The sequence below is a fragment of the Butyrivibrio sp. AC2005 genome (genome assembly GCF_000424145.1).
Classification (GTDB): Bacteria; Bacillota; Clostridia; order Lachnospirales; family Lachnospiraceae; genus Butyrivibrio.
In genome coordinates this window covers 1-20,498 of record NZ_AUJI01000058.1, presented here as the reverse complement: position 1 = coordinate 20,498, position 20,498 = coordinate 1, and the positions used below count along the sequence as shown (strand labels likewise).

The 20,498-nt window shown below is 40.9% G+C and carries 18 protein-coding genes; 16 read left to right on the top strand and 2 right to left on the bottom strand.

Annotation, left to right across the window (positions count from 1 at the left end):
• A partial coding sequence (locus G602_RS0115545; RefSeq protein WP_026659808.1) for an amino acid ABC transporter ATP-binding protein occupies positions 1–378 on the top strand: 378 nt, incomplete at its 5' end.
• Between the two features lie 67 nt (positions 379–445).
• The gene (locus G602_RS0115540; RefSeq protein WP_026659807.1) at positions 446–1,246 is read left to right on the top strand and encodes a transporter substrate-binding domain-containing protein; all 801 of its coding nucleotides are present in this window, start codon (positions 446–448) and stop codon (positions 1,244–1,246) included.
• On the opposite strand, the gene G602_RS0115535 is transcribed toward G602_RS0115540, so the two are convergent.
• A complete protein-coding gene (locus G602_RS0115535; protein ID WP_026659806.1) occupies positions 1,238–2,113 on the bottom strand; it encodes an AraC family transcriptional regulator in 876 nt (291 codons plus the stop codon). The two genes, G602_RS0115540 and G602_RS0115535, sit on opposite strands and share 9 nt — an antisense overlap.
• A 334-nt stretch (positions 2,114–2,447) precedes the next feature.
• On the opposite strand from G602_RS0115535, the gene G602_RS0115530 reads away from it, so the two are divergent.
• From G602_RS0115530 to G602_RS0115500, 7 genes are all read left to right on the top strand, one after another.
• The gene (locus G602_RS0115530; RefSeq protein ID WP_026659805.1) at positions 2,448–5,186 is read left to right on the top strand and encodes a beta-mannosidase; all 2,739 of its coding nucleotides are present in this window, start codon (positions 2,448–2,450) and stop codon (positions 5,184–5,186) included.
• A 160-nt stretch (positions 5,187–5,346) separates the two neighbouring features.
• A complete protein-coding gene (locus tag G602_RS0115525) occupies positions 5,347–6,291 on the top strand; it encodes a type I phosphomannose isomerase catalytic subunit (protein ID WP_026659803.1) in 945 nt (314 codons plus the stop codon).
• Positions 6,292–6,482: 191 nt separating this feature from the next.
• The gene (locus tag G602_RS0115520; RefSeq protein WP_026659802.1) at positions 6,483–7,079 is read left to right on the top strand and encodes a CPBP family intramembrane glutamic endopeptidase; all 597 of its coding nucleotides are present in this window, start codon (positions 6,483–6,485) and stop codon (positions 7,077–7,079) included.
• Between the two features lie 52 nt (positions 7,080–7,131).
• Positions 7,132–7,692 (top strand): DUF2975 domain-containing protein, encoded by a 561-nt coding sequence (locus G602_RS0115515; protein ID WP_026659801.1) that lies wholly within the window; start codon positions 7,132–7,134, stop codon positions 7,690–7,692.
• Between the two features lie 11 nt (positions 7,693–7,703).
• Positions 7,704–7,934 (top strand): helix-turn-helix domain-containing protein, encoded by a 231-nt coding sequence (locus G602_RS0115510; protein ID WP_026659800.1) that lies wholly within the window; start codon positions 7,704–7,706, stop codon positions 7,932–7,934.
• 139 nt (positions 7,935–8,073) lie between these two features.
• Positions 8,074–9,600 (top strand): flotillin family protein, encoded by a 1,527-nt coding sequence (locus G602_RS26975; protein ID WP_155829948.1) that lies wholly within the window; start codon positions 8,074–8,076, stop codon positions 9,598–9,600.
• A 191-nt stretch (positions 9,601–9,791) separates the two neighbouring features.
• Positions 9,792–11,345, top strand: a complete 1,554-nt coding sequence (locus G602_RS0115500; protein WP_026659799.1) for a sodium/proline symporter — start codon at positions 9,792–9,794, stop codon at positions 11,343–11,345.
• 3 nt (positions 11,346–11,348) lie between these two features.
• Here the strand turns inward: G602_RS0115500 and G602_RS0115495 are convergent, their stop codons facing one another.
• Positions 11,349–12,521 (bottom strand): MFS transporter, encoded by a 1,173-nt coding sequence (locus G602_RS0115495; RefSeq protein WP_026659798.1) that lies wholly within the window; start codon positions 12,519–12,521, stop codon positions 11,349–11,351.
• A 218-nt stretch (positions 12,522–12,739) separates the two neighbouring features.
• Here G602_RS0115495 and G602_RS26970 point away from each other — a divergent pair, with 218 nt between their 5' ends.
• From G602_RS26970 to G602_RS0115460, 7 genes are all read left to right on the top strand, one after another.
• Complete coding sequence (locus G602_RS26970) at positions 12,740–14,410, top strand: LytS/YhcK type 5TM receptor domain-containing protein (protein ID WP_044932373.1); 1,671 nt, start codon at positions 12,740–12,742, stop codon at positions 14,408–14,410.
• Between the two features lie 3 nt (positions 14,411–14,413).
• On the top strand, positions 14,414–15,145 hold the full coding sequence (locus tag G602_RS26965; RefSeq protein WP_044932371.1) for a LytR/AlgR family response regulator transcription factor: 732 nt from the start codon (positions 14,414–14,416) through the stop codon (positions 15,143–15,145).
• A gap of 133 nt (positions 15,146–15,278) precedes the next feature.
• Entirely contained in the window at positions 15,279–16,742 is a 1,464-nt protein-coding gene (locus G602_RS26960; RefSeq protein ID WP_044932367.1) for a carbon starvation CstA family protein, read from the top strand.
• A gap of 208 nt (positions 16,743–16,950) precedes the next feature.
• Positions 16,951–17,583 (top strand): hypothetical protein, encoded by a 633-nt coding sequence (locus tag G602_RS0115475; RefSeq protein WP_026659797.1) that lies wholly within the window; start codon positions 16,951–16,953, stop codon positions 17,581–17,583.
• A gap of 138 nt (positions 17,584–17,721) precedes the next feature.
• The gene (locus G602_RS0115470; RefSeq protein WP_026659795.1) at positions 17,722–19,317 is read left to right on the top strand and encodes a MutS-related protein; all 1,596 of its coding nucleotides are present in this window, start codon (positions 17,722–17,724) and stop codon (positions 19,315–19,317) included.
• A 12-nt stretch (positions 19,318–19,329) separates the two neighbouring features.
• On the top strand, positions 19,330–20,031 hold the full coding sequence (locus tag G602_RS0115465; protein WP_026659794.1) for a MerR family transcriptional regulator: 702 nt from the start codon (positions 19,330–19,332) through the stop codon (positions 20,029–20,031).
• Positions 20,028–20,312 carry a hypothetical protein gene (locus G602_RS0115460; RefSeq protein WP_026659793.1) on the top strand — a complete coding sequence of 95 codons (285 nt, stop codon included), beginning with the start codon at positions 20,028–20,030 and terminating at the stop codon, positions 20,310–20,312. Before G602_RS0115465 ends, G602_RS0115460 begins: the two co-directional genes overlap by 4 nt.
• Positions 20,313–20,498: the final 186 nt, after the last annotated feature.

Sequence of the window (20,498 nt, the reverse complement as noted above, 5' to 3'; positions counted from 1 at the left end):
GCGTTGAGCGTACTTGAAAAGGTCGGAATGAAGGAAAAAATAGTCCAATATCCCAGTCAGCTTTCAGGTGGACAGCAGCAGAGAGTTGCTATAGCGAGGGCGCTGGCCACAGATCCGGACATTATTTATTTTGATGAACCCACATCAGCACTTGATCCTCAGCTTACGGCAGAGGTTCTTGACGTAATGAGGGCGCTGGCGTCTGATGGAATGACTATGATAGTCGTTACTCATGAAATTAGCTTTGCTAAGGAAGTATCGTCAAAGGTGGTTTTTATGGCAGATGGCGTGATTGTTGAACAGGGTACGCCTGAGGAGTTGTTTGTAAGACCTAAAGAGGCAAGAACGCGTGAGTTTTTAAGGCTCACCGATTCCTGATATATGTAATGTAACTAAGGTATTTGAGCTGTAATTGGCTCTGTCAGTGAAATGGAGGAAGATTATTATGAAAAAAAGACTTATCGCAACACTGATTCTTGTTGCGGCAACTTCTGCAGCTCTTGCCGGATGTGGTGCTAAGAGCAGCTCCAACGATCATCTTGCAAGAATTAAGAGTGCAGGTAAGATAACAATTGCTACAGAAGGTGTATGGGCACCTTTCACTTATCATGATGAGACAACAGATGAGCTTGTAGGCTTTGATGTTGAGGTTGCAGCTGCTATAGCCGAAAAGCTTGGTGTTGAGGCTGATTTTCAGGAGGTTGCCTTTGACGGAGGACTTACCGGAGTAACAACAGGTGCTTTTGATATGATGGCTAACGGCGTTGATGTTACGGAAGAGCGCGGGAAAACCTATGACTTTACAGAGCCCTACGCTTATGATCATGCTGTTGTAGTAACGCTTGCTACGAATGATACCATAAGTTCATTTGAGGATTTAAACGGGCTTACAACCGCAAATTCAGCCGGATCAACATATGAAGCGATGGGTGTTCAGTACGGTGCGACAGTTTCCAATGTTGATACCATTGGTGAAACCATGACACTTGTACAGAATGGTACCGTTGATGCCACAATCAATGCCAATACATCAGCTCAGGATTATTTCAATACAACAGGAGCGACTGATTTAAAGGTTGCAGCAGTTGATCCTGAGGTTACACAGTATGCGATTCCCCTTAAGAAGGGTGAGGACAACGATTCATTAAGAGATGCAATAAATCAGGCTATAAAGGAGCTGAGGGAAGAGGGCAAGCTCACAGAGATATCCATTAAATACTTTGGAGCAGATATCACATCAGAATGAGATGGAAGCTTTCCTTTCCTGCTTGGGAGTTGTTCCCTTTAGCTTTTTGTAACATCTTATAAAATAACTACTGTCAGTAAAACCGACTTCCTGTGCGATGAAGGCTACATCGTAGTTTGAGAAGTGTAGCATATTTTCTGCAATATTGATTCTGGTGGACGTAATGTATTCCTTGCAGGACATGCCAAAACGCTTCTTAAAATTTCTTGAAAAAGTGGCATGGGAAACATTGCACATGGCTGCCAGATTTTCAACGGTTAACTGTTCAAAGTAGTGAGAATCAATGTACTCGGCAATCATATCGAAATTGAGTTCATAAGAAGGGTGCACGCTTTTATTTGAAGGCGTGAGCCCTTCTTTTTTCCATATACGGGCGAAATATCCGAGTATTTTCAAAAGGTCGGAAGAAATCATCAGTGAGTATGCGTAGTCCCGTGTCTGATTTTCTTTAATAATACTTTCGAATAAAGAGCGCATCTTCCATTGGGATATGTCTTTGGGGGAGATCAGACAAGTGGCGCCTGAACTATCAAGATTATGCAGAATAGTCCTTATGTCAGTCTCATCAAGCTTTCCGGTGGGAAGATTGGCAGGATCGAATTTGATCACGTCATATCTGGTTCGGCTGCAGTCTTTGGCAAGGTCAATACCATGTACGCTCTTTGGCGGAAAAAGAACCACAGAGCCGGTCTCCGCTCTATGAACTGAACCGTTTATAGTCACATCTACCGTTCCCTCAAGTATATATAGAAGTTCAACATAGTAGTGCCAGTGGGCAGGAACCGGAAAACCGGCATAATCCGTGTCCACAATAAAGGCTTCATAGGGTGAAGTTATAGGATCAATATATTCATACAGACGATTCATAAATGCTCCGTTTTCCTGCTTTGCAGAATAGTTACCATATTTCTATGTGCTAAAAGTATAGATAAAAAGGGACAAAATTTCAATATGAGAGATTTGTCCTATTTTTTTAGAGGTTGTTTATATAATTTATTACGGGGATTTATATAATAAAAGATGTCGACACTGATTTATTTAAAAATGTGCTTATATGAACATTAAGGAAGTATAATAAAGCCTTCCCCTTGGGGGCGCACATCGTCCAGGGGACGATGGTTTTGCGCGGACCGAAGCGGAGCGTAGACAGGTGCCCCGAAGGGGCGGATGAGGGGAAAAATACGTGAAGGAGGAAACCTAAATGGAAACGATTTTACTTAAGGACAACTGGAAACTCACAGTATTGGGCCAAAATGTCTATGACATTCCGGAAGAGCCGATTGATACTGTGGTTCCGTCAACGGTATATTCTACATTGCTTGAGAAAGGGCTTATGCCGGATCCCTACTACAGGGACAATGAGCTGGATGCACTTAAGCTCATGGAAAATGATTTCAGATATGAGACCACTTTTACAGTCAGCAAAGAGCAGAGAACTGCAGACAGGGTGCTGCTTCGTTTTGAAGGAGTAGATACTCTTGCAGAGATATATATAAACGAAACAAAACTTGGTTCTTCCAATAACATGAACAGGATATGGGAATATGATATTACACATGTTATTGATGGAGATAGCGAAAATACAGAGTATACGCTTAAGGTTATTCTGCATTCGCCCACGAAGTTCATAGCAGAGGAAGATGAAAAGTGCCCTGTAGGAGCTTCAAGCGATGCTATGCCAGGATTCCCGCATATCCGTAAAGCGGCATGTATGTTTGGCTGGGACTGGGGGCCGAGACTTCCCGATGCCGGATTATTCAGAGAGGTTAAGCTTGTCAGTGTAAATACTGCAAGACTTGCTGATGTTTATATAGATCAGCTTCATAAGGTTAAGGAGAAGACTGTTCGCGGAAATATAGTTGAAGCAGTGGATGTTGCTGTGGATGCCGAGATCGAATGGATGCCCGGTATTACTGATGGGAACGTTATTATCAGATTAAATGTGGAATCTCCTGACGGAAAAACAAACCTTGTAAATGATAGTGTATGCATTGATCCCCTTACAGATTCAGCGCCTTCGTCCAATCTGACAGGCCTTTATTGTGATGTAAGATCGAATCATTTAAATACACATGTAACGGTTGAAAACCCGCAGCTATGGTGGCCTAATGGCTATGGTGATCAGCCTCTGTATAAGGTTAAGGTAGAGCTTATTTCCAAAGAGGATGAGTCTGTTCTTGACGTATGGGAGAAAAAGATAGGTCTGCGTACAGCTACTGTTAACACAGATCCCATGCCTGATGAGAAGTTCGAAGAGCACATGAAAGACCAGATTCCTGATCTTGATGATGGCAGCAATATGGTAATTTCCGATGGTGGTCGCAAAATATTCGTCACCGATAAAGAAGCCAAAAAAGTTGAGGGCAGAAATTTTGCCTTTGAAGTAAACGGACTGCAGTTCTTTGCTATGGGTGCGGATTATATTCCTGAGGACAATTTATTGACAAGACAGAACAGAGAGCGTACAGATATGCTACTTTCCTCTGCTCAGGAAGCAAATCACAACTGCATCCGTATCTGGGGCGGTGGATATTATCTTGACGATTTCTTCTATGATGTATGTGATGAGAGGGGACTTCTTATCTGGCATGATTTCATGTTCTCCTGCGCATCCTATGAGCTTTCAGATGCATTTGAGGAAAATATATCAGTTGAAATCAGACAGAATATAAGACGTCTTCGTTCACATCCGTCAATCGGACTCTGGTGCGGTAATAACGAGCTGGAGACCCAGTACGAGTCATTGGTTTGGCAGAAGAGTAAAAAGCAGACTTATGACTATATCCATCTTTATGAATACATTATTCCCAAGCTGGTCAAGGAGGAGGATCCTAAAGCATTTTACTGGCCGTCTTCACCTTCATCGGGTGGAAATTATGAGAACAGCAATGCTGAAAATGTAGGTGATGTACATTACTGGGGTGTATGGCATGGAAATGAGCCTTTTACAGCATACAGAAAGCATCATTACCGTTTTCTGTCAGAGTTTGGATTCCAGTCATTCCCTGCACTTCAGACCGTGCGCCGCTTTGCAGAGGAAGGTGATTTCAATATTTATTCTCGTGTAATGGAAATGCACCAGAGAAATACAGCAGCAAACGGCAAGATTATGAACTACCTGTCACAGACATACCTGTATCCGAAGAGTTTTGATGAACTTTTGTACTGCTCACAGCTTCTCCAGGCAGATGCTATCCGCTACGGAGTTGAACACTTCCGCAGATTCCGAGGCACTTGCATGGGTACAGTGGTTTGGCAGTTAAATGACATCTGGCCTGTAGCTTCCTGGGCGAGTCTTGACTACTATGGCAACTGGAAGGCTCTTCATTATGCTGAAAAGAGAATGTTTGCGCCGGTGCTTCTCTCCTGTGAGGAACATGGTGAAATCGACCAGAAACCCTATGTGAACACTTTGCCCCAGCCCGTTGATGTGAGTGCAAATCTCCATGTTGCAAACGAGACAGCTGAGCCTGTTAGCGGTGTGGTAAAATGGTCCCTTAGAAATCCGGATTCTTCTGTTGTAAAAGAAGGCAGCTTTGACTTTACAGCGCCTGCCTTTGGAGGAACATGGCTTCCGCATCTGGATTTCAATGATCAGGACAGACTACAGGTTCATCTGTACTATGAGCTTGTTATTGATGGAAAGGCTGTATCCACAGGATCTACGCTGTTCTGTGCCCCCAAGCACTATCACTTCATGGACCCGGGACTGGAAGTATCCAGGAATGGTGATATAATAACCGTTACAGCCAAGAATTATGCTAAATCTGTCAGCATAGAGACAGAAGAAGGCGTCCTTAGACTTGATGATAATTTCGTGGATATGGAAAAGGGAGAAAAGACTTTCCGAATCCTTCCTTCAAGAGATTTCACCGCAAAGGGAGCCGAAGCTGATGGTAACCTCCGTGTCAGAAGCGTATATGAGGTTGCTGAAAACTAAAAATGTATTTTTGTCCCGATAACAAAGTCTTTTCTTTGAAAAAAGTGTGCCTTCCCCTTGGGGGCGCACATCGTCCGGGGGACGATGGTTTTGCGCGGACCGAAGCGGAGCGTAGACAGGTGCCCGAAGGGCGGATGAGGGGACGATAGAAAGGATTTACATGGCAATACTTAAGTTACAAGCCCCCACAAAGGACTATCTGTGGGGCGGAACCCGTCTGGTGGAGGAATACGGTAAAAAATCCGCCGGTGAGGTTACTGCCGAGAGCTGGGAATTATCATGCTTCCCCGGCAGCGAATCAATCATTGAGAATGGTGAATTTGTAGGAAGAACTCTTACTGAATATATTGAAGAAAAAGGAAAAAGCGTCCTCGGAACAAATTGTGGGAAATTCCAGGATTTCCCTGTACTTATTAAGTTCATTGATGCGAGAAAGGATTTGTCTCTTCAGGTACACCCTTCTGATGAATATGCGAGAGAGCATGAGAATCAGTTCGGAAAAACCGAGATGTGGTACATCATCGATGCTGAAAAGGACGCATTTTTGTACTATGGCTTCAATAGAGAGGTTTCTAAGGAAGAGTTTGCCAAGCGTATAGAGGATCAGACTCTCACGGAGGTACTAAACGCTTATCCAGTGCAGAAGGGCGATGTGATTTTTATTGAATCCGGTACACTTCATGCAATAGGTGCAGGTATTCTTCTGGCAGAGATACAGCAGAATTCCAATGTCACCTACAGAGTTTATGACTATGGAAGACGCGATAAAGACGGTAATCTCAGAGAACTTCATGTCGATAAGGCGCTTGATGTTACTACACTGGCACCGGTTAAAAGACCTGCAAGTCCTGCTCCTCACATTGGAGTAAGCAAGTACTTCACAGTGGATAAGATTAGTCTTTCAGGACAGATTACAAGCAAACTCACGGGGAGTGTAGACCAGACCTCATTCCTTCATATTCTTATTCTCGATGGAGTAGGAGAGATCAAGAATGGATGTGGTGGAATGCACTTCAAAAAGGGCGACAGCTTCTTCCTTCCTGCAGGTAGTGGAAACTATGAGATTTGCGGAACCTGTGAAGCAATTCTGACATATGAATCTTAATGAAAAAGGATAAAAAGAACCGTGGACTGAACTACCCACGGTTCTTTTTTATGTGCTTTATAAATAATTTAACGAAAAACATTAAAAATTAGTTGACACACATTAACTATGTATGATATATAATATTTAACGATAAACGTTAACATTTTTACTAAAAACATAAATCAACTTACAAGCGAGGGAAAAGACATATGAGTACAGTAGTAATAAACGAAGCGATTAGTTCTGTTGTTCAGACGTTATTGTTCACACTGATTCCATTTATCGTATGGCTTATAACAGCCAGGAAGAAGGAAAATTTCTTTAATTGGATAGGCTTGAAAGGAATTGGAGAAAATAAGAAGCAATGCCTTAAATACACAATAATAGCTTTTGCAATTTGTGAGGCTGTAGGATTTACTGTAAATAACGCTTTTATGAAAGAGTGGAACATATCACAATATGCCGGAATGGGCACGGCAGGAATCCCGTGCATAGTACTGTTTTCATATGTACATACAGCATTTTCCGAGGAGATTTTGTTTAGAGGATTCATACAGAAAAGACTTCAAAGTAAACTGGGGTTTAAAGTAGCGGTTGTTATTCAGGCTGTGATCTTTGGATTAGCGCATATATTGCCGGCTATTGGACAGGTTAATGTTATACAGGGAATGGTACTTATGTTTTATCCTATGATACCTGCGATATTGGTAGCTTTTGTCAATGAGAAAAAAGCGAACGGTTCGATTATTCCCGGATGGTTGATTCACGGAACGTTGAATGTTCTTGTACATGCATCGCAGTTATGAAAATTAATATGTCACAATGTATAAAGTTTAATGAAAAGAGAGGAGAAAGGAAATGAAGGATTCAAAGCTTAGAAAAGTTACAGCAGTTTTGGCGAAAATTATTGAGGTGTGTGGTTGGTTTGGTGTTGCAATGATGATTATTGCATCGGTGGCTCTGACATTAGGCAAAAACCAGATAATGTCCGCATATCAGAGTGGTTATCTTACAGCGGGGAATGTAACAGTAACAGGAACAATAAATAATACATCTGACTGGATGCTGGATGTCGTAGGGCGTGGCGGAGCTATGCTTGTGTTCATTCCATTGGCGATTTTATGCGCACTGACAGCGCTCATTTTTAGAAATGTGTACATAATATTTAAGGCATCGAATGTATCTTCCCCGTTTTCTGCGGATAATGTTAAGAGAATCAGAAATATTGGTATTTATGCTATTGCATTACCGATAGTAAAAGTAGTGGCAGCAATAATCTGCTTCGCAGTGATGAAAAGTGGAGATTACACGTTATCAGTGGAGCTTTCAGAAGTGGTATTTGGTCTTGTCGCGCTTTGTCTGTCACAGTACTTTGCCTATGGTGCTGAACTTCAGAATGATGTTGATGGATTACTGTAAGGAGGTGCACTATGGGAAAAATCATGTTGGAACTGGATGTAATGATGGCGAGAAGACATATGTCTCTTAATGACCTTTCGGATAAGGTGGGAATCGCCAATGTAAATATGTCTAAGATAAAAAATAATAAGGTGAATGCCATTAGATTCTCAACCCTGGCAGGAATATGTGAGGCTCTTGAGTGCGAACCGGGAGATATCTTAAAATACGATCCTAATGGAGAAAGCGAAGAAGCTGAGTAAAATAAAGTTAATTAGTTTTCCAAAAAGTGAAAATAAAGTTCAAAAAACAGCCAAAATAGTGATATATTTATTCAGTACGGCTTGATATTATTAAACCGTAAACAAACAACACTATCATTAAAGAGGGAAGGTGAAAACCATGTTGACAAACACAGCACTCGCAATTATTATCGTCGCCATTATTATTCTGGCAATCATCATCATGGCCGCTGGCTATGTGAAGGCTCCGCCGGATAAGGCTTATATTATATCCGGTATGAGAAAAGTTCCACGCATCCTTATTGGTAGAGCAGGCGTTAAAATCCCCTTCCTTGAGAGAGTCGACAGACTTTATCTTGGACAGATGACAGTTGATATCAAAACAGAGCAGTCCGTTCCTACCAATGACTTCATCAACGTAAATGTTGACGCTGTTGCTAAGGTAAGAATCGGCACAACACCTGAAGCTATTCAGCTTGCTGCCAAGAACTTCCTTAACAAGTCTCCCGAGCAGATCACACTTGATCTTCAGGATTCCTTACAGGGTAACATGCGTGAGATCATCGGTACACTTGCTCTTAAGACAATCAATACCGACCGTGACAGCTTTTCAGATCAGGTTATGGAGAAGGCTTCCAAGGATATGAATAAGCTCGGTATCGAGATCCTGTCCTGCAACATCCAGAACGTAACCGATGAAAATGGTCTTATCAGTGATCTTGGTATGGATAATACCGCAAAGATCAAGAAGGATGCCGCTATCGCAAAGGCTCAGGCAGACAGAGACGTGGCAATTGCCAAGGCTGAGGCCGATAAGGCAGCTAACGATGCCAGAGTTCTTGCGCAGACAGAGATTGCTGAGAAGAACAATGCTCTTGCTATTAAGCAGGCAGAACTCAAGAGAGAAGCTGATACAGCAAGCGCTGTAGCAGACGCAGCTTATGAGATTCAGACACAGGAACAGCAGAAATCAATCCAGACAGCTACTGTTAATGCTCAGATCGCTAAGGCTGAGCGTGAAGCAGAACTGAAGCAGAAGGAAGTTCTCGTAAAACAGCAGGAACTTGCTGCTGAGATCGAGAAAAAGGCTGATGCTGAGAAGTATCAGGCTGAGAAGAAGGCTGAGGCAGAGCTCGTTCAGAGACAGAAAAAGGCTGAGGCTGCACAGTTTGAGCAGGAGCGTGAGGCTGATGCCCAGAAGGCAAAGGCTGAAGCTCAGAAGTTCGCTGCTGAGCAGGAAGCAGCAGGTATTAAGGCTAAGTATGATGCTGAGGCTGCTGGTATCGCTGCAAAAGGTAAGGCAGAAGCTGAGGCTATCAGGGCAAAGGGTATTGCGGAAGCTGAAGCAATGGAAAAGAAGGCAGAAGCGTACAAGAAGTACAACGGCGCTGCTATGGCTGAGATGATGATCAAGATCATGCCTCAGATGGCTGCTGAAATCGCTAAGCCCCTTTCACAGATTGATAAGATCAACATTTATGGAACAGGTGATGGCACTAATGGTGCAAGCCAGATTTCAGGGAACATGCCCATTGTTATGAAACAGGTATTTGATACCATGTCAGAGGCAACAGGCGTTGATTTCACGGAGATCATGAGAGCCGGAACCTATGATGCTAAGGTAAACAAGAACATAAATCTTAGCGGGGACGCAGTAAATGTTACTGTAGAAAATAGCGACAAGTAAATAGAATAAGGCTTCATGCCAGGTATATAAACCGTCCTTTTGAGTAAGCTCAGAAGGGCGGTTTTTTTAGATGTTTTGCCTAAAGATGCAGAGTTTTAGTCTTTTACAAAGAAAAAAAGGTGTTTCTTTATCCCTTTAATGTGATAAAATGATAAAGTATATTCATTTAAAATTGAAAAAAGGGAGGAAAAATGAGTACAGCGCAAATCGGTATAATCATTTCAATTATGGTATATCTGGCTATGATGCTTCTTGTAGGCTTTGTGAGCTCTAAGGATACCAACGATGTAAGCGATTTTTATCTTGGGGGAAGAAAACTTGGACCGTTTGTTACTGCCATGAGTGCAGAGGCTTCGGATATGAGTTCATATCTTCTTATGGGACTTCCGGGACTTGCATATTTTTCAGGAATTGCAGATGCCGGATGGACTGCAATAGGTCTTATTGTAGGAACTTATCTCAATTGGCTTTTTACTGCCAGAAGACTTCGTAATTATACGGAGAGGCTGGATGCCATCACTATTCCGGATTATTTCAAAAAGAGATTCCGTGATAACAGTAATGTTATTCTTTGCATAGGAGCATTATTCATTTTGATATTTTTCGTGCCCTATACAGCATCGGGATTCTCTGCATGCGGTAAGCTGTTTTCATCACTTTTTGGTGTTAAGTATCAGCTGGCAATGATCGCTTCTGCAGTAATAATCATCGGTTATACAACAACAGGTGGTTTCCTTGCTGCTTCCAAAACTGACTTTATCCAGTCAATCGTAATGACAATAGCACTGTTTTTCGTTGTGGGATATGGAATCGTATCTGCAGGCGGAATGTCAGCTGTAATTGAAAACACCAGGAATCTGCCAGGATTTCTTGATCTTAATGCTACTCATAGTAATGTAACAGGAGAGGGACTTCCTTATGGTATTTTCAATAAAGTAACGATGTTCTGTTGGGGACTTGGATACTTCGGAATGCCTCATATTCTTCTTAGATTTATGGCAGCAAGAAAAGCTTCAGAGATTAAGCTTTCAAGAAGAATAGCATCTGTATGGGTTGTATTTTCACTTGCTATTGCAGTTTTCCTTGGTGTTGTAGGTAGAGCGATGACAGAGACAGGAGCTCTTGGTTCACTGATTGATCCTGAGGATCTCACAAGCTCATCTAAGGCAGAAACATTGATCGTAGTAATAGCTGAGCAGATAAGTCAGCATAATTTCGTATTTGCACTTATTGCAGGCCTTGTTATAGCAGGTATTCTGGCATCAACAATGTCTACAGCGGATTCACAGCTTATAGCTGCTTCCTCTGCTGTTTCTGAGAATATTATTCAGGAGACCTTCAAGATTAAGCTGACAGATAGATATGCGATGTTTACAGCGAGACTTACGCTTATTGTTGTTGCCGTATTTGGTGTTATTATTGCCTGGAATCCCAACAGCTCAGTATTCGGAATTGTATCCTTTGCCTGGGCAGGATTCGGAGCGGTTTTCGGACCTGCAATGATCATGTCTCTTTACTGGAAGCGCACCAATAAATTTGGAGCTATAGCAGGAATGATATCCGGCGGACTGATGGTATTTATCTGGAAATATGGTGTAAGACCTTTGGGAGGCGTCTGGGATCTTTATGAGCTTGCTCCTGCATTTCTGGTTGCAATAATAATTATTGTTATTGTAAGCCTTGTAACAGCCGAGCCCGAACAGGATATTCTTGACGAATTCGAGCATGTTTCTAAAATGTCATAATATTTATTTAAATAAGCCTTTCCCTTGCTTCCTGGAAAGAACATGTACTCCGAGAAGCGACAGCAGCGATATCACGAAGAATCCGCCGAGAACAGTGATAGCACTTCGCATCCCATACTGATCTGACATATAACCGGTAAGTGCGGTAAATACTACACCACCGATTCCTGTTGCTGTTGTGATCATGCCTGTTGAAGTAGCAGTCCGTTTTCCGGAAAAATTAAGCATAATTGTTAATACAGAAGGATAAATAGCTCCGCTTGCCATGCCCATTGGTATACAAACCAACATGGCGGTGGTGCTATTTTGCATTGAGGAGAAAACAAAGGTAAATGCAGGAATCGCAACAAGCGATACCAAAAGAATTTTCTTAGCGTATTTTGAGAAATGCCCAACAAGCATCCTGGCAGGAATCATAACTGCCCAGAACAGAGACAATGCAAACTTTCCTTTTTCGGATTGGAGAGTATCTGTAAACATCGTGTCTACAAAGAAAGTAAATCCATTTTCAAATCCCACGTAAATGCACATAATGACGCAAAGACAGAGAATTGCGGTGACAACGAAATTTCCTTTAGTAGAAGAATCCGCAGCTTCCTGCGGCTTTTCCTCACGTGATTCACCACCTGATCCAAAAATACCAACCAAAGCCGCTCCGGAACTTAGTGCAAGAATCGCAAATAACATTCTCCAGCTAAATCCCATGCGGAGATAGAGCTTGACAATCAGAGGAGAAACTAATGCTCCCGCAGCGTACATGGAAGTCATAAAGCCGATTTTTTTCTTGTTGGAGATGGGATAAGCATCTGCAAGAGCGGCAATTGATATGAATTGCAGGGCACTGGTGGTAAGCCCTAAGAAAAATATACCACCTATGAAAAATATATCATGCATCGTTAAGAGAACGAACAATGCGGCTACAAGCTGGATAAACAGTAGTATTACAATGCACCTCAGCTTATTACTGTGATCAGCCCAGCTTCCGAGAATAAGTGGGGCGAGCATAGTAGCAAAGAGCTCAACTGAAGCAAACAGACCCATGGAGGTCTTTGATAAATCGTAGGTCTGGCCGATATTCCACAAACTTGCCTGATATCCACCTGCTTCAAATCCATTGATAAATATTATAAGAAACAGAATAAGCCATAAAAAATCCCTTTTTCTAGACTCTGTCATAATTTCACCCCCATAATTAAACGCTAAATCGTCATCTTTATTATAGGATATGATAATTACCATACTTTTAAGTTTTTCTAAAAAACGGATAAAATCTTGCCTAAATTTCAATAGATGAAAGGTGTTTGTTCTGCTAAAATGTACATGTGGGGTAATTATGGGAAACTAAATCCTGTATTTAGGAAGTATGAGTGGGTTCACATCTTTGGGGGCTATATATGGAACTGTATTACAACATGATTGTAAATATAGGTCTTCTTGTTCTGATTGCTAACATTCTGGTCAGAATTCCCGTTGTAACGCAGATTATCTGCGAGGAAAACAAACATATTTTAATTGCCAAATTTGTGCTTGGAGCAATATTTGGCGGATTTTGTATCTTTTCAACCTGTACAGGAGCACAGGTTCAGGGAGCTATACCAAACACTCGAGTTTTGGGAGCGCTTGCAGGAGGACTTTTGTGTGGCCCGATCGTAGGAATTATGGCAGGATTTATTGGTGCTATTCACCGTATTTTCTTTGATATTCATGGTGTTACAACCTTTGCCTGTGCGCTTTCTACTTTGATGGAGGGTGTTATAGGTGCGTTTATATACTTGTTTTTTCACAAGAGAAATATTGATTTTGAGTGGTATTTTCTTGTTATCATAACGGCTGTTGCTGAATGCTTGCATATGATGAATCTGCTCATTTTTGTGCGTCCGTTCAGTCTGGCTGTTTCAATCGTTGAGATTATCGCCATGCCTATGATTATATTCAATTCCATCGGAATGGTGCTGTTTTTCTCTGTATTTAAGGATGTTTATACGAGACAGAACCTAATCGCTGCAGATAAAATGAGATTAGCTTTAAGCATAGCGGATGCCTGTGTAGTGAACATCAGAAAAAGCCGAATAAACGATGATGACTACAAAGAAATGGAAAAAATTATCAGCGGTTTTTCAAGATGTAGGAAAGCTTTCTTTTTGCCTTTTAGTAGGAAAGACGATCTTTTTAGCAGCGAATATGAATTTACGGATTTTTTTATGAGCAGCTTGGACAGGCGCTGTACTACAGACATAATTTACAGAAAAGAAAAGGGAATGCTGGGATTTAGACAGGCTTATGTAGTATCGGGATCCAAGGTAACAATAGGAAGTGAAACCTGGGGCTATCTTGTACTGATCTTTGACAGAAGATATTCCTCGCCGGAGGCTGCGGAGTGTCTTGTGTCTGCACTTGCCAAATTCTTTTCTACTAACTACGAAGCCTATCAGGTGGAGTACCAGAAGAAAATGAGGGAAAGAGCAGAGTTCAGAGTGCTTCAGTCGCAGATAAATCCGCACTTTTTGTTCAATAGTTTAAACACCATATCCTGTTTTTGCAGGGAGAAACCTGATTATGCAAGGGAGCTGCTGCTTGCACTAAGTGTATATTTCAGGCATAACCTCCATTCCAGTGATGATTATATGATAGACATTGCTGCAGAATTTGAACAGGTGGATGCATACCTAATGCTTGAAAAGGCCAGATTTGAGGAAAAACTCCAGGTTGTAAAGAATATAGCAGATGATATCCATAGACAGGTTCCAACTTTGATTTTGCAGCCTATTGTCGAAAATGCGATTAAGCATGGCGCCATGAAACGAGAAGTTGGAGAAGTCAGAATAGACGCAGGAATGGAGAAAGATGAGCTTGTAATCAGGATATCGGATAACGGATATGGTATTCCTGATCAGGTACTGAGGGCATTCAACGATAAGACTACAAAGGGTAGGTACGGACTGCTTAATGTAGATGGAAGACTTCGTAGTATCTATGGTGAAAAATACGGGCTTTTAATAGCTTCATCGAATGAAGGCACAACTGTTACGATGCGAATACCACCCAAAGCGTTATTGGAGGGATAAAGTATGGCAAGATTCCTTATAGCAGATGATGAAAGACCGGCAAGGAGTGAGCTGCGTTTTTTGCTTGAAAAAATATTAAAAGAGCTGAATCAGTCTGAGTCAGAAATACTGGAAGCCGGAAGCGGAGCAGCGGTGCTTGACCTAATTGAAAAACACTCATTTGACGCTTGTTTTCTGGATATAGAAATGGGGGATATTAAGGGAACAAAGCTGGCTGAAATGATGAGACAAAAGAGTATGGATACGGCTGTAATTTTCGTGACAGCTTATGAAAGCTATGCGCTTAATGCTTTTGATGTTGATGCGGTGGACTATGTCATGAAGCCTTTTGACGAGGCACGTATAAGGAAAGCCATTGAGAAGTTTATGAAGAGGAGAGCAACGGAAAGGAAAATTCCGGGTCCATTTGCACTTCCTGCCGGAGATCACATGGAAGTTATAAACCCCGATAGTATCAGCTATATAGAGGCAATTCACAAGGGAGCGAAGGTTCATTGCCATAGGCATATTTACTACAGCAGTGATCCGCTTGTCGAGTGGGAAAAGAAGCTAAGCCCTGCAAAGGATCAGTTTGTGAGGGTACATAAAAGCTTCATAGTTAATCTTGAAGCCTGTGAGGCGCTTGTTCCTGATTATAACAACGGATATGCCTGCAAACTAAAAGAATGCGGGGATGAAGTGATTCCGATCAGCAGAAACATGATTCACGAGATAAGAAAGTATTTCTGCGTATAAAAGGTATAATGCGTGCATTTCAGTACCCAATTTTAGCATTTGAATACCTGATTATTGTTTGGTATTACGTGTATGTCTATACTGAAAAATAGGGAAGAGATTACTTCCACTATGAGTATAGGAGGGGATTCAAATGATCAGCTTTATGGTATGTTTAGGTGTATTGATTGCAGGTTACTTTATTTATGGAGCCATTATTGAAAAAGTATATGGGCCGGATGATCGAGAGACACCGGCAGTAAGGATCAATGATGGTGTTGATTTTGTTGTAATGCCGAAATGGAAGCTTTTTTTGATACAGCTCCTTAATATTGCAGGCCTTGGACCGATTTATGGCGCACTTGCAGGAGCTCAATGGGGTACCTCCGTATTTCTTTGGATCACCCTCGGAACTATTCTTGCGGGTGGCGTACATGATTTTTCTGTAGGCTTTATGAGCATGCGTCATGATGGCGCCAGTGTATCAGAACTTACAGGAATGTATCTTGGAAAAATAATGAAGACCATAATGCGTATTTTCAGCGTTGTTCTTCTTGTAATGGTTGGTACGGTTTTCGCAGTAGGACCGGCTGGTCTTATTTCACTTCTCATTGGCAATCAGGGTGGATCGGGACTTCTGACAAATACCACCTTCTGGCTTGCACTTATCCTTATTTATTATTTTATTGCAACCTTTGTTCCGATTGACAAGATTATCGGAAAGCTTTATCCGGTATTTGGTATTTGCCTTATAGTAATGGCTGTCGGCGTAGGAATCGGTATTTTTACTCATGGATATACTATTCCTGAGATTGAGTTATCAAATCTTCATCCTTCGAACACACCTATATGGCCCATGATGTTTGTATCTGTTGCTTGCGGTGCTATTTCAGGATTTCATGCAACACAGTCACCACTAATGGCTCGCTGCTGCAAGACAGAAAAAGAAAGTCATATGGTATTTTACGGTGCAATGGTATGTGAAGGCATAATAGCACTGGTATGGGCTGCAGCAGGTAGCGCTGTTTATGCAAGAACCGGTGGCCTTACAGCAGGTCTTACAGATATGCTTGCAAATGGTCAGGCAGCATGTGTTTATGATATCTGCACAAAGACAATGGGTGGATTTGGTATAGTTCTTGCAATGCTCGGTGTTATTGCCTGCCCCATTACTTCCGGTGACACTGCATTCCGTTCAGCAAGACTTGTTGTTGCCGACTGGTTCAAAGTAGATCAGAAACCTTATGCAAAGAGACTTTATCTGTGTATTCCGCTCCTTATCGCAGGTGCTTTTATCAGCCAGCTAAACTACGGTGTAGTTTGGAGATATTTCAGCTGGTCAAATCAGACACTTGCTATGATAGCTCTTTGGACAGCTTCAATGTATCTGTATAAAAATGCTCGCAATTACTGGTTTACAGCTGTTCCGGCAACCTTTATGTCAGCTGTTTCTGTTACATATTTCTTCTGTGCACCCGAGTGTCTGAACCTGTCAACAGTAATTGCATATCCTGTTGGAATAATAGCTGCAATTGCATTCCTTGGTCTCTTCATTTATCAGACCAGGAAGACAGAAGTAACTGGGCAAAATCACCATAAAACAATACATACAGCATGATATTTATAGCAGAGAATGTTTCATGAAAAGTGGAAGCCGCAACTTATTATATGGGTTGCGGCTTCTTTATGACTATTTTAGTATGTAAAGCTTTGTGATAGTATTGTTTGATAGGACAGAGGACAATTTTGTATTTGCAAATTGTTTAGATACCAGTTTTCTAAGGCAAAACCGGTATCTATGAAAAAGGGAAAGGGGAACTCTGGCAGTGGAAAATAACAATTGGGGAAACGATACAAATAATCCTGGCAATCAGCCAAATGAAAATCAGCAGAATAATAATCAATCATATGGCAATCAGCCATATAATAATCCACAGTATGGTAATCAGCCGTACAACGGTCAACCATACAATAACCAGCAGTATAATGGTCAACCATACAATGGCCAGCAGTATAATATGCAACCATACAATAACCAGCCCTATTACAACCAACCTTACTATAACCAACCAAACAATGGTATGCCGTTTTACGGACCTGAACAGGAACGCCAAGCCAATAAATTATGCTGGATATCCCTTGCCTGTGCTTTAGGCTCTAAACTTGTACCGGTTTTATGGGGGATAATATCTCTTATCAGGGACAAGGCCGAAATTTTTCAGGGACAGTTCTATAACTATATTGGAACATATTTTTACGGAATAATTGGATTTGCCTGTGAAATACTGGGAGTAGCAGCACTCGTGCTCATGATTCATGTAAGAGTGAAATATCCCAAAAATACTTTTGGCAAAGTGATTATGTGGCTCTATATAATATACCTGGTACTGATGGCAATAGCAGTTATTGCATTGATAGTTGCATGCTACCAATGCGCGCAGACTTGCCGCGGTTTCTAAGGTGTGTAGAAAGAATACATTAAAAAACATATGTGATTTTAAAAAATTACGGATTTTCCTTGACTCTGCACTTGGTTAAAGGTGTATTTTCCTCTGAAAGTAAGCTAAATAATGATGCTTGACCAAGGAGGAAATACTATGCTTATCAACAGAAAAAAACAAAGAAACATTATAAAAAAGCAATATGGAAATAACCCACTAAATGATCCTCATCATTATATGAGAAAGGATAGGCTAAAGCTCATAGCAAAATACCATGAGGACGCAGGCGGTGGTAGTGTAGATGAAATTACCTGGGATGATCTTGAAATGGATGAAGTCTTTCTCAGGATAAATCATACAAGATCTTATATAGGAGAGCAGGTACTGTACCATAAACTTCATTGTGACGATAAAGCAGACACAAAAGAGTTTGATAAGTCTGTAACTTATTACAACACTAATGAAGAAGAGAGAATAACAGCAGAACAGTGTCTGGCATTGCTTGGAAAAAGAAACAATAGTTATTATATGCCACAGCTTATACACATACTATCGGAATTTGAGCTGCCTTACGCATGGTGCTATAGGATTCTTCAGCTATTGCTTGCCTTAATGCTGATATTAAGCGTAACTCTTAGAAGTTCTGAAGTGCTTCTTCTTTTTATTGTAGTAGCAGGTATCAATCTTTTCATATATATGCGTGCAAAAGCCAGGTATGAATATATGATGGACTGTCTATACGGAATCTGTAGTCTGATTGATGTTTCGGAGAGGCTTTTAGAAAAAGACTGCGTTCCTGTATCATTTGTAACCGATGATATAAAAGAACATATTAGGAAGCTCCATTCTCTCAAAAAACTGGTAGGAAGCTTCGTAACAAGGAAGAACTATTCGATTAATGATCCACAGGGAATGTTGGCAGATTATCTGATGGGGATCACTTTGTTTGATCTGGTATCTTTTCATAAAATATCCGGGATAGTCAGAGGAAATGAGAATTCTGTCATGAACCTATATGAATTTGTTGGTATGGTGGACATGCTCGTTTCTGTTGCTTCTTTTAGGAAAAGTCTTCCGGTTTATTGTGTTCCGCTGTTTTCTAATGAAAATCGAATAGCGGCATGTGATATTTATCATCCTCTTATAGAGGATGCAGTACCCAATTCTGTTGCTATAGGATCTTCTACAATGATAATGGGAGCTAATGCTTCGGGGAAAAGCACATTTATGAAAGCATTGGCTGTAAATGCCATTCTGGCGCAATCTATATCCACATGCTGTGCTAAGACTTTGACACTACCTGAATGTGTTGTAATGACATCCATGGCGGTCAGGGATGATGTACTGTCCGGAGAGAGCTATTATGTACGAGAAATCAGATATCTTAAGAGAATGCTTGATGAATCCCGTAAGGATAACACAGTTCTGTATTTCATTGATGAAATATTAAAAGGTACCAATTATAAGGAACGCCTTGCAGCGTCAAAGGCTGTTCTTAAGTATCTTTGCAGCAAAAAAGGGATGGTTATTGTATCAACACATGACGGAGAGCTGGCTAAGTGCCTGAAACGAGAGTACGATGGCTATCATTTTGAAAGTGAGCTTACTGACAAAGGTATAAAGTTCGATTATATGATCAAAAAAGGCTTCGGGCAGGGGTCAAATGCGATAGACCTTCTCTCCTGTTATGATTTTCCGAGAGAAGTTGTGGAAAATGCAAAAAAATTAGTAAAAGATGAGAATATAGCGTGAGGAATATGATGTATGAAAATAAGTGAAGCAGCCGGCGCTGCAGGACTTGATGTTAGTAGCGTACGATTTTATGAAAGAAAAGGACTTATAAATCCTGACAGGGGAGAAGATAGTAATTACAGGGATTATACTTCTGAGGATATAAGACGTCTTAAGAAAATTGTTCTTTTCAGAAAAATAGATATGTCTATAGAGGATATTAAAAAGATACTTATAGAAGACAGAGATGCCAATGAAATTTTGTATCTTCAGATGGAAAAACTGGAGCAGGATAAACAGAAAATTGAGGGGTCCATCAAGCTTTGCAGGAAAATGATGGATGAAGGGTACAAGGACGAGGATACTGATAAGTATATAGCATATGTAAGCGAGGAAGAGAGTAAGGGACAGCGCTTTTCAGATTTATTGCCTGTCCTTGACCAAATAAGCCTTAACTCCGGAGTAGAAAAAATAGTAGGATATCCTTTGTTTATAAGCCTGATGAGCAGTACAGTAAGCAGGCGTTTACTTGCAGTTGCTATTTTTATAGGTATGGTCTTGTTTCCCATAACAGAGCTGGTGCTTAGTGTTATCAAGTTGTTAAACGGCAGAGGAAGCCTGTTTGTTACAGTCATTTGGGTATTTTATACGTTTATGCTGGTTTCCTTTTTTGTTAATATGATGGGCATACGGGCAAAGATTTCCCAAAGAAAGAGAAAAGAGTATACATTATGAATATTTTCAAAAAAACATATCTGGTCTTGGCCAATATGGTCTTATGGGTTATGACTATGAGTCCACCTGTTTATGTTCTCAGGGAGTGCATAAATTCATACATAAACGGTACTTATCATGGATTTAATGGGGAAGAAAAAATATATGGCATGGAAGCATTTGTGGATACATTTTTCTTTTTCATTGCTTTTTTCTTTGTTGTGTTTATAGTCTGGATATTATTGCTCTTACTTTCAACTACAACTACTGTAATTACAGTACGGAACTGGAATAAAAAGTAATCCGATTATTTTTTTTTGAGGGAAAAACCTAGGAAAAATGCAGAAAATTAGAAATTAATAATTTCTTAATAAATAAACATGTTGACATTCTCTTTTGGGCGTGTTAATTTATATGAGCTGCAGCGATGAGCGACAGCGAAGCACATTGACAATGAAATAGTAATGCAACCCTGAAAATTCCAAAAA

Bases quoted from the DNA above. Each gene is read 5' to 3' on its own strand.
- G602_RS0115470 (WP_026659795.1), top strand. From the start codon at position 17,722: ATGCTTATCAACAGAAAAAAACAAAGAAACATTATAAAAAAGCAATAT.
- G602_RS0115530 (WP_026659805.1), top strand. From the start codon at position 2,448: ATGGAAACGATTTTACTTAAGGACAACTGGAAACTCACAGTATTGGGC.
- G602_RS26975 (WP_155829948.1), top strand. From the start codon at position 8,074: ATGTTGACAAACACAGCACTCGCAATTATTATCGTCGCCATTATTATT.
- G602_RS0115500 (WP_026659799.1), top strand. From the start codon at position 9,792: ATGAGTACAGCGCAAATCGGTATAATCATTTCAATTATGGTATATCTG.
- G602_RS0115520 (WP_026659802.1), top strand. From the start codon at position 6,483: ATGAGTACAGTAGTAATAAACGAAGCGATTAGTTCTGTTGTTCAGACG.
- G602_RS0115535 (WP_026659806.1), bottom strand. From the start codon at position 2,113: ATGAATCGTCTGTATGAATATATTGATCCTATAACTTCACCCTATGAA.
- G602_RS26970 (WP_044932373.1), top strand. From the start codon at position 12,740: ATGGAACTGTATTACAACATGATTGTAAATATAGGTCTTCTTGTTCTG.
- G602_RS0115465 (WP_026659794.1), top strand. From the start codon at position 19,330: ATGAAAATAAGTGAAGCAGCCGGCGCTGCAGGACTTGATGTTAGTAGC.
- G602_RS0115525 (WP_026659803.1), top strand. From the start codon at position 5,347: ATGGCAATACTTAAGTTACAAGCCCCCACAAAGGACTATCTGTGGGGC.
- G602_RS0115515 (WP_026659801.1), top strand. From the start codon at position 7,132: ATGAAGGATTCAAAGCTTAGAAAAGTTACAGCAGTTTTGGCGAAAATT.
- G602_RS26960 (WP_044932367.1), top strand. From the start codon at position 15,279: ATGATCAGCTTTATGGTATGTTTAGGTGTATTGATTGCAGGTTACTTT.
- G602_RS0115495 (WP_026659798.1), bottom strand. From the start codon at position 12,521: ATGACAGAGTCTAGAAAAAGGGATTTTTTATGGCTTATTCTGTTTCTT.
- G602_RS0115510 (WP_026659800.1), top strand. From the start codon at position 7,704: ATGGGAAAAATCATGTTGGAACTGGATGTAATGATGGCGAGAAGACAT.
- G602_RS0115460 (WP_026659793.1), top strand. From the start codon at position 20,028: ATGAATATTTTCAAAAAAACATATCTGGTCTTGGCCAATATGGTCTTA.
- G602_RS0115540 (WP_026659807.1), top strand. From the start codon at position 446: ATGAAAAAAAGACTTATCGCAACACTGATTCTTGTTGCGGCAACTTCT.
- G602_RS26965 (WP_044932371.1), top strand. From the start codon at position 14,414: ATGGCAAGATTCCTTATAGCAGATGATGAAAGACCGGCAAGGAGTGAG.